Origin of the sequence: Halobacteriovorax sp. RT-2-4 (assembly GCF_047085445.1) — a bacterium.
Classification (GTDB): Bacteria; Bdellovibrionota; Bacteriovoracia; order Bacteriovoracales; family Bacteriovoracaceae; genus Halobacteriovorax_A.
Map to the genome: position 1 here is coordinate 1,506,885 of NZ_JBKIXY010000001.1, position 12,890 is coordinate 1,519,774.

General features: G+C 35.9%; 11 protein-coding genes. 2 read left to right on the forward strand and 9 right to left on the reverse strand.

Annotation, left to right across the window (positions count from 1 at the left end; genetic code table 11):
• Positions 1-42 precede the first annotated feature (42 nt).
• Together ACMAYL_RS07110 and ACMAYL_RS07115 are read left to right on the forward strand one after the other, a co-directional pair.
• Positions 43-1,551, forward strand: a complete 1,509-nt coding sequence (locus ACMAYL_RS07110) for a leucyl aminopeptidase (RefSeq protein ID WP_103218917.1) — start codon at positions 43-45, stop codon at positions 1,549-1,551.
• A gap of 12 nt (positions 1,552-1,563) precedes the next feature.
• The gene (locus ACMAYL_RS07115) at positions 1,564-2,040 is read left to right on the forward strand and encodes a tRNA (cytidine(34)-2'-O)-methyltransferase (RefSeq protein WP_233189732.1); all 477 of its coding nucleotides are present in this window, start codon (positions 1,564-1,566) and stop codon (positions 2,038-2,040) included.
• Here ACMAYL_RS07115 and ACMAYL_RS07120 read toward each other — a convergent pair.
• From ACMAYL_RS07120 to ACMAYL_RS07160, 9 genes are all read right to left on the reverse strand, one after another.
• Complete coding sequence (locus tag ACMAYL_RS07120; RefSeq protein WP_412470920.1) at positions 2,037-3,023, reverse strand: hypothetical protein; 987 nt, start codon at positions 3,021-3,023, stop codon at positions 2,037-2,039. The genes ACMAYL_RS07115 and ACMAYL_RS07120 overlap by 4 nt on opposite strands.
• Positions 3,024-3,091: 68 nt before the next feature.
• Positions 3,092-3,967, reverse strand: coding sequence for a hypothetical protein (locus ACMAYL_RS07125; protein ID WP_412470921.1), 876 nt, complete (start codon positions 3,965-3,967; stop codon positions 3,092-3,094).
• Between the two features lie 109 nt (positions 3,968-4,076).
• The gene (locus ACMAYL_RS07130) at positions 4,077-5,057 is read right to left on the reverse strand and encodes a hypothetical protein (RefSeq protein WP_412470922.1); all 981 of its coding nucleotides are present in this window, start codon (positions 5,055-5,057) and stop codon (positions 4,077-4,079) included.
• A 61-nt stretch (positions 5,058-5,118) separates the two neighbouring features.
• The gene (locus tag ACMAYL_RS07135) at positions 5,119-6,114 is read right to left on the reverse strand and encodes a hypothetical protein (protein WP_412470923.1); all 996 of its coding nucleotides are present in this window, start codon (positions 6,112-6,114) and stop codon (positions 5,119-5,121) included.
• A 103-nt stretch (positions 6,115-6,217) separates the two neighbouring features.
• Positions 6,218-7,180: a hypothetical protein gene (locus ACMAYL_RS07140; protein ID WP_412469948.1), complete on the reverse strand. Its 963-nt coding sequence runs from the start codon at positions 7,178-7,180 to the stop codon at positions 6,218-6,220.
• Between the two features lie 284 nt (positions 7,181-7,464).
• Positions 7,465-8,430 (reverse strand): porin, encoded by a 966-nt coding sequence (locus ACMAYL_RS07145; RefSeq protein WP_412471061.1) that lies wholly within the window; start codon positions 8,428-8,430, stop codon positions 7,465-7,467.
• Positions 8,431-8,608: 178 nt separating this feature from the next.
• A complete protein-coding gene (locus ACMAYL_RS07150; RefSeq protein WP_412470924.1) occupies positions 8,609-9,868 on the reverse strand; it encodes a hypothetical protein in 1,260 nt (419 codons plus the stop codon).
• Between the two features lie 153 nt (positions 9,869-10,021).
• Complete coding sequence (locus tag ACMAYL_RS07155) at positions 10,022-11,158, reverse strand: hypothetical protein (RefSeq protein ID WP_103218909.1); 1,137 nt, start codon at positions 11,156-11,158, stop codon at positions 10,022-10,024.
• Between the two features lie 128 nt (positions 11,159-11,286).
• Positions 11,287-12,816: a lytic transglycosylase domain-containing protein gene (locus ACMAYL_RS07160; protein ID WP_103218908.1), complete on the reverse strand. Its 1,530-nt coding sequence runs from the start codon at positions 12,814-12,816 to the stop codon at positions 11,287-11,289.
• Positions 12,817-12,890: the final 74 nt, after the last annotated feature.

Consider the following 12,890-nt stretch of genomic DNA (forward strand, 5'->3'; position numbering starts at 1 on the left):
ACCCTCTTAAATCACTTTGAAACCCCCTTTTAAGGAGCAAATATGAAATTCACTTTGAATTTAAATTCTAAAGAAAATTCAAGTGCTGATTGTTATGTAATTGGTGCTTATTCAACAAAAACAAAAAAAGGTAAAAAAGAAGTAGAAACTGTAGCTCTTACAGGTTGGCCAAAAGAGCTTAAAGCTACTTTTGAATCAATGAATAGCTCAGTTGATTACAATGGTACAAAAGGTACTACTTATGCTTTCAATCACTATGGTAGCGACGTATTAGTTGTTGGACTTGGTGACAAAACTAAAGTTACAACTGAAGACATTAGAAAAGAGTTAGCGAAAACTTATAAACTTGTTTCTAAGTATAAGAAAGTTGCTGTAGCTTTTGATACGTTTACTTTTAAAACGAAAAAAGAAGAGTCTCTAGCAGTTCTAGTTGAAGCTTTTGAAATGTCTGCTTATAAATTTGATAAGTATCTTTCAGAATCAAAGCCAGCTGCTCTTAAAGAAGTAATCATTGATACTGCTGAAAAAGCTGCAAAGAAGAAAGACTTTGATAAAGTTATCAAAGATTCACAATTTGTTACTGAGTCGATCAATGTTGCACGTGACTTTGTTAACGAGCCACCAAACGTTCTACGTTCAACTGAATACGCAAAGCGTGTTAAAAAAGATGTTGAAGGTATCGCAGGTGTAAAGTGTAAGATCCTTGGAAAGAAAGAACTTAAGAAAGAAAAAATGGATCTTTTCCTATCTGTTAACAACGGTTCTGCATACGATGCTCAACTTGTTCACCTTACTTATACTCCAACAAAAGCTACTAAGAACATGAAGCACATCGCTTTCGTAGGAAAGGGTTTAGTTTTTGATACTGGTGGATATTCTCTTAAGCCAGGTGGATCAATGATGAATATGAAGTTTGATATGGCAGGTTCTGCAACTGTTTATGCTGCATTTAGAGCTGCTGCTAAAATGAAACTTCCAGTAAAAATCACTTGTATCCTAGGTATGACTGATAACGCAGTAAACGCTGATGCAACGATGCCAGACTCAATTGTAAAAGCTAGAAATGGTAAAACAGTTGAAATCCTAAACACTGATGCTGAAGGACGTTTAGTTCTTGCTGACTGTCTAGACTATGCTTGTGATCTAAAACCAGATGCAATCATCGACGCTGCAACTCTTACTGGTGCTTGTCTAGTTGCTCTTGGAACTGAAGTTTGTGGTCTTATGTCAAATGACAAAAAGCTTTCTGCAAACCTTCTTAAAGCTGCTGAATCAGCGGATGAGTATATGTGGGAACTGCCAATTATCCCTGAGTGGACAAAAGACATGAAAGGTACAATCTCTGACCTTAAAAATATCGGTGGTTCTTCTTTTGGTGGTACAGCTAAAGCTGCTGCTTTCCTACAAGAATTCATCAAAAATGATATTGCTTGGGCACACCTTGATATCGCAGGTGTTGGTGACTCTCAATCTCACCTACCATACTGTCCACCAAAAGGTGCTTCAGGAACTGTGATTAGATCTCTTGTAGAGTTCTTAAAGCAAAACTAAGAAGTCATCCCAGTGAGTAGTAACGCAATTTTTAACATTGTTCTATATGCGCCAGATATTCCCGGAAATACCGGGAGTATAGGGCGTACTTGTATCGCTCTTGGTGCAAGACTTGTCCTTATTAAGCCTTACGGATTTGATCTTTCAGAGAAGGCCGTCAGACGCGCGGGACTTGATTATTGGAAATATGTTGAAGTTGCAGAATACGAAAACTGGGAAGAATTCATAGAAAATGAAAAGCCAGATGAAGAAAATCTTTTCTTCTATACAAAGACGGCCATAGAAAATCATTTCTATGGACGAAACTACACTAAAGGCTGCTATCTTGTCTTTGGTTCAGAGACAAAAGGGCTACCAAAGCATATCTTTGATAGCTACCCTAATCGTTTATTTTGTCTTCCAATGTTTTCAGAGCATGTGAGATCGTTAAATCTCTCAAACGTGGCCACGACTGTGGCCTACGAAGCATTAAGAGTTATTCAATATTAAAATTGATAACCCATACCAAGTGTAATTCGATATTGATCTAGCTTGATATCTTGATTAGCAATCTCAAGACTACCATCAGCAAGATAGTCAAAAGCTAGAGTTATATCCATCCCCGCTTCACGATATCCAAAATCCATAGAAGTATAGATTTGTTCAGATGATGAGTTATTAATATCAAGTTTTCGATATTCAATACCTGGAGTAACATAGAGATATTTTGTATAAAGAACTTCAAGATCGAAGTTAAACTTCATTCTCTTATAATCACCTGAAGCGTATCCATTATCTCCTGACTCATATTCAAAATCAGTATCAAACTCTAAGTTACTATGTTTTCTTGTTCCACCAATAAAAAATTCTTTTCTTGTTCCACGATTAAGCTCTTGGCTTTTTGTTTTAATACTAAGACCAGCTTCAGCAGATAGAACTTCATCAAGATAGCCACCAGCAAGTGTTAGATCAGTGTAGTAACCATGCTTTTTTGAATTTGGCTTTACGTATTTATAGGCTCCACCAAAGCTTACACGATTAATATTAAACATAGTTGAAGCTTCAACTTCGAATGTATTGATATTTTTATTTTGAAGGTCTCTTTCAATATTTCTATATCCAAAACCAAAAGAAACTAAATCAACAGGTCTAAATCCCATAAGAAGAACAGCTTCTCTATTGTGGCCAACCTCTGTGATAATTGGCTGAGTCTGTGCAAATCCAACATTGTCATTATATGAAAACTCTGCTGAAAATACACGGTTCCCAAAAGCACCATTAATATCAAAGTCTGAACTATCAAGAGTATCGATATCCTGAATCTCTGCACTTCCGCCTTCGAATTGTGTGTTAAAGAATTGTCTACGATCATTTGCTACGGCCATTGAAGAGCTATGTCTCGTTTTACCATCTTTAGAGATCTCAGGCATAACTCGATTTGCAAATGCAGTTGATGTTAATAGTAGTGATAGTGCAAAAATTTGTCTTTTCATAATCCCTCTTAAATAATTTGATTTTATTCTAGAGGATATAAAAAGGGAGGTCAAAACCTCCCTGATATTTAGAAGAAATAAACTGCGTTTACTTTTAAGTTCAGATCTCCACCTAGAAAGAAATCAACACCTACAGTCGCGTCAATTTTATCCTTACGATAACCAAAATCACCTGAAACAGCTAAGTTATCGAATTCAAAATCGTAATCCACGATATCCCACATAACACCTGGAGTTACGTAATATTGATCTTTCACTAAAATTTCGGCATCACCAGTTAGAGAGATAATATTATCAGAGAAAATATTTAAGCCATCAGTCGATGAAACAGAAATATCTGCATCGTATTCAACTTTATCAACGATCATTGTTAAACCACCAAAAAGATTTAACGTATCATCACGCCCTAGATCATCTGATGATAATGAATAAGTCATTCCCGCTTCCCAAGTCATCTTCTTATTCACTTGACCAAGACCTGCAGTTAGAGAAAGAAAGCTTCCATCAACAATTACTAAATCTTGAGAGTTATAAGTTACAGAACCACCCACAATAAAGTCATTCCATTTTGTTGAAGCAGCAAGTTCAACGGCCATATCTTTTGCATCTGAATCAAAGCTATTGAAGTCAATTCCAAGACCAATGGCCAAGTCATTTGATAACTTCATCCCACCTTTTGCATTAATTGAATTATAGCCATCACCAAAATCAAGAACACCTTCTGCTGAGTAGTTCTTATATGAATATGCACCAAAAGCTGCAAGTCCTGAAGTTTCTTCAGTGTCTTCGATCATTGCACCTGCAAATTTTCTCTGTTGAGTCGAAACTGCAATTGCAGAATTATTAAGAGTTTTTCCATCACGTGAAGTTTCAGGAACAATTGTATTTGCTGTAGCTGAAATTGATAGTGTTGATAATAAAATAGTACTTAGTGTTTTTTTCAAAATTACTCCTTTAATTTTAATAACTTGAAAAAGAATTATAGGAGAAAATTAAAATAAAAAAAGGGAGGCCAAAGCCTCCCCATCTACATATAAAATTTATAAATAAATCTTAGAATTTATAACCAACGTTAAGATTAAATCCTAAACCATCAGCGTCGATACCTTCTAACTCACCTGTTGAGTAGCTTAGTCCAAAAGTAGTATCTAGACCATTTGCTCTATAACCGAAATCTGATTTTACACCTAGAATTGATGTATCTGAGTCAGCGGCTTTTGGTAATGTAGTACTTAAGTGATAAATACCTGGAGTGATATAGAAAGTTGGACCTACTAAGAATTCTGCATCAAGAGAAATTTCAAGTTGAGAATAGTCGTTGTCTGTTGCACGGTTTTGTAAGTAATCACCGTACTCATAAGTAAGTGATCCATCTAATTCAACATTATTTACAATCATAGTCCCATTGGCAAATACACCTAAACGAGTATCTGTTAGAACAGCGTCGTTCCCTTTAGTTGTATATTGAATTCCTGTCTCCCAAGAAACAGATTTATCTTGTTTACCAAAAGCAAGAGTAAGAACAGTATAATCTCCTTCAGTTGTAGGAGTATCAATCATATGATGAGCAAGTGAAGCACCTAGAGTTGTTCCATTAACAACAATTGTTCCACCAGCTTCAATAATAGTGTCGTCAATAGTATCTGATAATTCATCTACAGATAGTCCTAGACCAAGAGTTAGGTTTCCACCAGTTCTAAATCCCATTAGTAAATTAAGTTCTGCTAGATCTTGCTCTGATCCCATAGCTTCCATTTTATTTTTTGCATAAGAACCTTCAAATGAAAATGTATCAGTTGAAACTGCACCAAATAAATTTGTAAAAGTAATATCTAGATCAACTGAAGGTGTCGTATCAGTTTCAAGGGACTGAGAAGTATATTCACCAGCAATATAGCTTCTTTTATCTTGAGAAACAGCAAGTACTGATGTGTTTTTTGTTTTACCATCGCGTGAAATTTCTGGCATTAATACGTTAGCGTATGCTGATGTCGAAAGTGCTGCTAGAGCAACTGCACTAATAAACTTCTTCAAATCTTCCTCCTTGAAGCAATAAAATAAATATTAAGATTTATTATACTTTAAAATAAATTAATTAAAACAAATATCCTACGTTTAGTGACCAACCAAGGCCATCGTAGTCGATATCATTTTCTTCACCAACAAAAATATAGCTTGCACCTATTGTTGCATCTAGTCTATTTGTACGATAGCCAAAATCAGTTTTAAGTCTTACGTCAGAAGTGTCACTTGAGACACCTGGAGCATTTTCGGCCGAATAATTTATTCCCGGAGTAATATAGAAGTTTGATCCTAATAGGAATTCAGCATCAAATTCGAAGTATAGAGCATTAAAGTTATTTCCATCTGTCGTATTATCTTCATCTTTTAAGTAGTTTCCAAATTCATATGTAAAGCTACCATCAATTTCAATACCGTTAACAACTTTAGTCATGCCACTAAAAAGAGTGAATCTCTTACCAGTTGTTAAATCATCAGTGCCTTCAGTCTTTAGTTGCACACCTGCTTCGACACTATTTTTAGAATCTTGTTGACCAAAGCCTGCACTTAGAACGAAGAATCCACCTTTCGTTGAAGAAGTTTTGTTTTCGACGAATTCAACAGAACCTCCTAAAACCTTGTCATTAACTTTAAGACTTCCACCGGCAGAAATAATACTTTCATCTGTTGAAATATCTAATTCAGACTTTGTGTAACCAAGCCCTAAAGTTAGCTTCTTATTTACTTGGTATCCGCCGAGAAATGAGAAGTTGGTTGCATGATTTTTAGAACCTTCAATATCGAAAGTAGGTATATCAACAGTTAACTGTCCATTGAATCCATTTGAAGAAAATCCACCAAAAACACCTGGAACAGTTTGTTTAATTTCAACTACTGGAGTCGTATCACTCTCTACGCTTAAGTATTCATACTTAGCCGCCGCAAAATTTCTCTTTTCTTGCGATGATGCAATAACAGACGTGTTTAAAGTTTTACCATCACGTGAAATTTCAGGAAGAATAAAATTTGCAGTTACATTGGTACTAATAAGTGAAAGTACACTTAGACATAAGATATTTTTCGACTTCAACTCGAACTCCTAGGGCGTATGAATATTTTATTAGATTATACAAAGAGAAAAGGGAGATGAAAATCTCCCTTTTTATGACAAATATTTGCTTAAAGTCAGTATTTTAAAATAAGTAAGCTACATTAACTTTCCAACCTAAGTCATCAAAGTCAACAGTCCCTACTTCTCCAATAATTGCATAGTCAATACCGAATGTCGCATCAATTCCGTTCATACGATATCTAAAGTCTGCAGAAAGATCGAGTTGCTTTGTGTCTGTTCCATCATTATCAATAAGTGTATATTCAATACCTGGAGCAATGAAGAACATCTTATGTAGCATAAATTCAGCATCAAAATTTAAATGAAACATAGAGTAGTCACCACCAGCTGTTGTGAAATCTCCAGTTGTGTAATCAATATCACCATCAAGCTCTGTGCTATCTAATACAGTAGTCATTCCCGCAAAGATTTTTGTACGACTAGGAGACTTAATAGCATCATCTTTCTCTTCAAGATCAAACTGAAGTCCCGCTTCCCATGACATATTATCTTTATTTGAACCAACACCTAAGATGATACGATTATGAGAACCATCTATAGTTCCATTATCTTCATCCACAAGACTAAAAGACCCACCAATAATTAGATCATTCATATTAAATGAAGCTGCTATCTCAATAACTGTATCTTCACTATCAGGATCTGTATCAACCATTTGATAGCCGATACCGAGAGCAAATTGATCTGATAACCTGAAGCCTGCTTTGATATCATATGTATTACTATCAGTATCAGTAGCACCAGTATCAACATTTCCAAAATTTAGATCTGCCTCGATTGACATCATCTTATTTGACCAAGCTCCGTAGAGGTCAAAATTTGTAGTTTCAATATCAGCGACACCATCTGGTTCTAAGTTTGATGAATTATACTCGGCTGCAACAAAAGTTCTCATCTCTTGTGTTACTGCAATTGTTGAATTATTTTTTGTTTTACCGTCACGTGACGTTTCGGGAACTATCGTATTCGCAAACGCTGTCGTTGTAAGCCCAACTAGAGTTGCGGCCATAAAGATATTCTTCATTTATTCCTCCATAAAAGTTGTATATGCAAATTTTCAACTAAGATGAAAAAAATAAAAACTTAATTTAATTTAAAAAAAAGAAACTTAGAGGGGTGCAGTTTTTATATTTACAACTAAGAGCTTCATTCAATAATGAGCTACTTAATTTTGCAAAGACCGTACCCGAAGGCTCCCTTCGTGGTCGCCTCTGGGTTGAATTGCGTCATCCGCTCCTGCGGATGGCCGCAAACAAAAAGGGAGACCTAAGTCTCCCTTCACGTATATTCTAAATTTTAAAATTAAAATTAGAAGTTGTAAGCTACGTTAACTTTCCAAGCCATTGAATCGAAATCAACGTTGTTTGACTCAGCCATAACAGCATAGTCAATACCAAAAGTAGCATCGATTTTGTTAGCTCTGTAACCAAAGTCAGCAGATAGGTCTAGTTGGTTAGTTTCAGTACCAGCTACGTCTTCGCTTGAGTAGTTAAGACCTGGAGTGATGTAGAACATTTTCCCTACTAGGAATTCTGCATCAAAGTTAAGTACTAAGTTAGTGTAATCTCCACCAGCAGTTGCTGAAGCATCACCAGTTGTGTAAGAAAGGTCACCATCTAGTTCGATGTTGTTAACAACTTTAGTCATACCAGCAAATAGTTCAAATTTTGAACCAACATCCATTCCGTTAGCTGCATCGTCTTCTTCCATTGTGTAAGTAAGACCAGCTTCCCATGACATGTTGTTTGCGTTTGAACCAACACCAACAGTTAGAGTGTTGAATGAACCGTCTGTACCAGCATTATCTTCTTCAGAGTTAATTGCAAAAGAAGCACCGATTACTAGGTCATTCATGTTGTATGAACCAGCGATCTCTAGTTTTGTTTGCTCATCATCACTAGCTGTATCTTGAGACATCATTGTGTAACCAAGACCAACAGCAAATTGCTTATTGATTCTGTATGCAGCTTGTACACCGTAAGAATCGTTATCTGTATCTGCATCTTCACCCATGTTGATGTCTGCTTCTACAGAGATCATTTTGTTTGACCATGCACCGTAAACATTCATGTTAGTTGTATCAACTTCTTGCGCACCAGCAGTATCAGCTTCTGTAGTTTTTGAGTTATACTCACCAGCTACGAAAGTTCTCATTTCACCAGTTGTAGCGATAACTGAAGAGTTCTTAGTTTTTCCATCACGTGAAGTTTCTGGAACGATTGTGTTTGCAAATGCTGCAGAAGAAAGTACTGCCATTGCGATAATACCTGTCATTTTTTTCAAAACTTACTCCTTGTTTTGTTTTATTTAAACTAGCGTTCTAGTTCGATTTAAAAAAATAATTTACTAAATTATACCCTTTTTGTTTTTCTGTGCAATTTTTTTTTACTTTTTTTTAAGAAAGGCCGTGGTTACACTTCCACGGCCTTCTGTATACAATCAAAAATTTTAATTAGAAGTTATACTTAACTGCAAATCTTGTATAAGCATCATCATTCATTGATCCAACAAGTGTATCAACTGCGATCTTATTCCAAGTAAGTGTTGCACCTAGGTTAACATTAGTTGTGTTTTCCATTGATACTTCACCGTTTGAAAGAAAGTTTCCACCGTAAGAACCAATACCAGCAGCCTTAAGACCAGCAACGTCTGATTCAAATACGTTTCCAGGGAGTCCTGTAGCTCCTACTAATAAGATACCTAGGTTTTTAGAGTCAGCTTTACCATATAGAGATTGCTTAACAGATCCTCTTAAAGTTAACCAGTCATTAGCTTTTGATTCAAAACCAATAATTAGAGGAATATTGATTGTACTAAGTTCTGCTTTTTGTGCGTACTTAAGTTCAATATCAATTTTTGTTAGTTGAGCTCTTACGAATACAGTTGTGTCGTTAGAAGCAGTGTATTCCTTACCTGCACCAACATCAAATCTAGTGAATCCACCATCAGTTGTATTTGTTGCTGCAAGAACTGGAACTGATGCTCCGTGAGTTTGTTCCCAATCAAATTTCTTAACAGATCCGTAAACTTTAAGATCCTTATTGAAAGTATAAGAACCACCAAACTGCATACCAAGTTGACCATCAAACTTGTTACCTGTTGCTTTATTTTCTGACTCAGACTGAAGAGATACGTTTGCATATGCATCCCAGTTATCTTTGTTAACACCAAATCTAATTGCCATTGCAGAATCTTCTAATTCGTTACCTGCAGAGTTTTTCTTTTCAGCACCAGCATATAAGAAGTTAACACCCCAGTTAACACCAGCTTGTCCACCAAAGAATAGATCTAATTGGTTATCAGCAGTTGCTAGGTAGTTACCTGCTGAATCACCATCTGAAGCAACAATTCTAAGAAGTGCAGAAACGTTTGACTCGTTTCCTAGGAAAGCACCATAAGTAAACTTTCCGTGCTTCTTAAGGAATCCACCTTGAGCCTTTGGGTTTTGGTCAGTATCGAGAGTTGCGTGTTCAGCATCTACTGCTGCAGGGTTAGCTGCTGAGTAGCTAGATACTCCATTGTCACCAAATTCATATACAACCATATCTCCATAGTTGTTTACAAATGAAGCGTTAGTGAAGATATAACGATCATCCATTGTGTAGTAGTTGTCTTCAACTTCATCACCAAGAGCAAGAAGTCTTGCTTTTGTAGCATAAGCACTTGTGCTTAAAAGAGCTAAAGTAGCGGCACCTAAAAATACCTTTTTCATATTCCTCTCCTTGAGTGAGTAAATTCCATGAGTTCAAAAAGTAAACTCTTATTAAAAAATGTTAGTTCTTAAATTTTCGAAGGAGATGGGATGAATGTCAACACCCTGAAATTGCTAAAGAATTCGCAATCCCAGGGCTGATATAAGTGTTTTTTATTTTATTTTTGCTTGGACAGCGATTCCTCTTGCGAGAAACTTTGACGACATCCAGGAATCTACGAATGTATCATTCTTTGTCGCCGCCTGCTTCAAAGGAGCGTTAAAACTAAAGAAAATAAGGTGATCTTCGTTTAGAGTTCCATCCTCTATTGAAGAATCGTCAATATCCGGACAATAAGAATAGTCTCTTAAAACCACACGCTCTTTTGACTCATTCTCATTAAAAGCGTCAAAATTCTTGGCCAGGTTTTTCTTCAGAAGATTGATTTTTTTAGAAATATCTTCCTCCGTGCTCTCTTCTTTATCGACAAAAGTAACAAATTTGGCCGTTTGAGCATATCCTTCACTTTCAGATTCACAAATCTCACCGATAAAGTGTCCCCAATCGTGCGTAAAAGATAATGGAAAGAAATAAGTTTGCGACTCTTCATCTTTTGTAATTTTCTCTTTTAAGTCTAAGTGAACATAAAGAGAACATGGTGTCGATGTACTTTCACAAAATTCAATGAACTCACTTGAAAGTGTCTTCTTATCTTGAAAGAGCTCTAAAAACTTAGCAGGAGACTCTCCCCAATATAAATTTTCACATTCAATAATTAGACCATTTGTTAGGCATACTTTCCAAAATGCTTGATCAATTAATTCTTCAGGAGTTGTACGATAGATTTCTTTAATTCTAAGATTAAAACTATTAGTTTTAATTCTCTCTAGAAGTCCTTCTTTACTAAGCGATGGAAGAAGTTGCGATGGCGATAGTTGAATATGATTATCAATATAACTCTCTTCCCCCCACAGTAGTGGCATCGGCTTTGTACGAGATCCAAACGGGTGAAATTTAGAATCTTTGTAAAAACATGAACTATTGATTGGTGTCTCTTCAACAAGTCCTAGATCTTTTAAGATTGAAATATTTCCTTCACCGCGAATTAGTGACGGTCCCATTAGCTTGAAGTTATCTTCAGTTACTTCTTCTTCAGAAAGAAGCTTTACACTTGTTGCATCTAAATTATTTAAATGATCGAATAGATCAATTGCAAAGATATCACTTCCAACAATCAAATTTTTAATGAATGTCTTCTCTTCTTGTTTTACTTCAACTTTTTTAAGTTTAAGAATATCGCTATAGGCCATAGTACCAAATTCCTTGTGTGTTGTGTTTGGCAATACAATAACGTATTTTTTTTGGAATTAAAATAGCGAAACCACGCATTAAAGCGTGGTTTCAGGTAATTTCACTATTTTTTTCTTACATTTTTAGATTATTTAATGACGAGCCTATCGCCTGCTCTAATTTGTCTCTTCTTGATAATATTTAAATTTGAAACAATTAGAGTATCAAGGCTTACACCTGTTTTACGTGATACAGACCATAAAGAGTCTCCACGTTGAACAGTATAGTATTGAGTTGGATTATTAATTTTCTTTCCACGTTGTTTCGCTAATCTGATGCGATTACTATATTTTCTTTTTCTTACAACAGACTTACGAGGTTTATCATAGAGATCTGCGTACATATTATCTTTCTTACTCTGTCCTATTCTAAATGGCAGTGTTACGTAAGATCCGCGCTTAACTCTTGAACGATGTGATTTGTAATCATCGTTTAACCAAGTAAGAACTTCTTTATCTTTAATTTTAAATTTTTGAGCAACATCACTTAAACGAGTTCTCTTACCTCGTACACGATACTTTTGAAAAACATCCTGGCTAGCGACGTAATTCTTTTCAGTACAACAACTTGCCCACTGCTCTCTTTTTCCAACAGGAACTCTTAACGTGTAAGTTTTGTGTGTTGGTGGCGTGAACCATCTTTGAATCTCTGGGTTTAAGTAATGAAGATCATCAAATTCAATATTTAAATCTTTTGCAATTTCGAATAAGTCCGCTCCACCAGGAACAGAGATTTCTTGAAAATCTAGTGGTTCATGCCAATCGATCTCTTCAAAACCAAAAGACTTTAAGTTCTTTCCAATAATAGCTAGCGCCATAATTTTAGGAACATAATTCTTTGTTTCTGGTTTTAAATAACGGCCTTTTCTGATTTGCCAAAAGTTCTTTGTACGATAGCGACGAATCGCACGAGACATCTTTCCTTCACCAGCATTATATGATGCTGCAGCAAGCTCCCAAGAACCAAATTGATTAAAGAGTTTTCTTAAATATTTTGAAGCAGCAATTGAAGACTTGATTGGATCACGTCTCTCGTCAACATACCAGTTAACTTCAAGTCCATAACGACGACCTGTATAAGGCATGAACTGCCAAGGCCCTACCGCTTTTGCCCACGACTTAGCTTTTGTTTGGAATCCAGATTCGGCCATTGCTAAAAAGATTAAGTCTTGTGGTAGACCATTATCCTTTAAAACTTTAGAAAGGATCGGAGCATACCTTCCAGCTCTTGCAGAATATCTCTCAAAGAAGCCACGGCCACGTGTTGTAAAATACTTAATCCATTTCTTAACTGCCGCATTGTAAACAACAGGAATATCAAAATAATTATTTTCTAAATTTAAATGCTCAGCTCCATATAGGAAGTAAGTCTTAAGTTCATGAGTTGTTGGATGTTCAATCTTTGCAGAACCAACAATCTGATCATTCGAGAACTCTGCTCCGTGCTTTGCACTACGAGCGATGATTTTTTCTTCTGAGTATTCCGCATCTGCTTCAATTTCAGCATCTGTTTCAACAACTTCAGAAATGTCCTTCGGGCTCGGGACATCTTTCTCAACAGAGATACATGAAAAGAGCAGTTGGGAGGTTACCAGTAAAATTAATCCATTAATTCTCATCGATCTTCCTTAACTATATGTGCGTATTTCGTTTTCATAAATATTCGGGAACCCAACTTTGGGGTTCCCATATT

What these genes read in the sequence shown, in the direction of transcription:
- ACMAYL_RS07110 (WP_103218917.1), top strand. Translation starts at nt 43, where the DNA reads ATGAAATTCACTTTGAATTTAAATTCTAAAGAAAATTCAAGTGCTGAT.
- ACMAYL_RS07155 (WP_103218909.1), bottom strand. Translation starts at nt 11,158, where the DNA reads ATGGCCTATAGCGATATTCTTAAACTTAAAAAAGTTGAAGTAAAACAA.
- ACMAYL_RS07150 (WP_412470924.1), bottom strand. Translation starts at nt 9,868, where the DNA reads ATGAAAAAGGTATTTTTAGGTGCCGCTACTTTAGCTCTTTTAAGCACA.
- ACMAYL_RS07160 (WP_103218908.1), bottom strand. Translation starts at nt 12,816, where the DNA reads ATGAGAATTAATGGATTAATTTTACTGGTAACCTCCCAACTGCTCTTT.
- ACMAYL_RS07145 (WP_412471061.1), bottom strand. Translation starts at nt 8,430, where the DNA reads ATGACAGGTATTATCGCAATGGCAGTACTTTCTTCTGCAGCATTTGCA.
- ACMAYL_RS07140 (WP_412469948.1), bottom strand. Translation starts at nt 7,180, where the DNA reads ATGAAGAATATCTTTATGGCCGCAACTCTAGTTGGGCTTACAACGACA.
- ACMAYL_RS07120 (WP_412470920.1), bottom strand. Translation starts at nt 3,023, where the DNA reads ATGAAAAGACAAATTTTTGCACTATCACTACTATTAACATCAACTGCA.